Annotated in this window: 2 pseudogenes; both read right to left on the minus strand. The window is 47.1% G+C overall.

The features are described 5' to 3' along the window. Positions 1 to 409: pseudogene (locus tag R8N49_RS25760) on the minus strand (bifunctional indole-3-glycerol phosphate synthase/phosphoribosylanthranilate isomerase); the annotation flags it as partial. A 13-nt stretch (positions 410 to 422) separates the two neighbouring features. Continuing rightward, positions 423 to 892 (minus strand): annotated as a pseudogene (locus tag R8N49_RS25765) (anthranilate phosphoribosyltransferase); the annotation flags it as partial.

The following is an 892-nucleotide window of genomic DNA, read 5'->3' on the forward strand; positions in this document are numbered from 1 at the left end:
CTTTACACAACACTGGTTGTTTCACTTGTCGGCGAACTTGAGGTAGAAAATCGAAGCTACCCTGGAAGTATTTTTCATCGGTCAGAACCGAGATCGCGTCTGCGTAGTTGTTGTAAACCGACGCGATGTAGTCCAAATCGAAGTCGTTGCGGATAAGGCCTTTTGATGGCGATGCCTTTTTGCATTCTGTAATGAATACGGTTTTATCGCCACTCAATGCATCATAAAAACTGCGATCCGACGGCAATAGATCCGACTGAAAAGTGCTCAGATGCTGTGATGCTTTTCGCTCTGCTACCCATTGGTATTTATCGCGAACAATTTTGGCAAGCACTTCCGCCATTTCTGCTTCTTTTTTTGAGACGTGCTCTGATAAGTTGTTTGCTTGCTGGGTGTTGAAGTCAGTCATCTTCATCTGCTCCTTAAGCGTGTGCGGCAAGTTGCTGTACCAATTGGAAAGCTTTGCCTGAGTTCATAGCCTCGATCGCTTGCTGCGTGTTGGCTTTTAAATCTTCGTGGCCGAATAAACGCATTAGAAGTGCGACGTTAACCGCGACTGCGCCTAGTTGTGCGTCTGTACCTTTACCCGTCAGAATGTTGGTGATTATTGCTTTGTTTTCTTCCGGGTCGCCGCCTTTAATGGCTTCTAGCGGGTGAGACTCTAGACCAAAATCTTCTGGCGTTAGGGAGTATACAGTGATCTTGCCATCTTTGATTTCGGCAACCGTTGTTTTACCGTGAATGGCCACTTCATCCAATCCGCTACCATGTACGACAGCGGCGCGCTTCATACCCATTTGTAGCATGGTTTCTGCGATAGGACGAACCAGTTCTTCACTGTAGACGCCCATTAATTCGATGTTTGGACGCGCAGGGTTAATCAACGGGCCAA

The sequence above is a fragment of the Vibrio sp. 1978 genome (assembly GCF_033344345.1).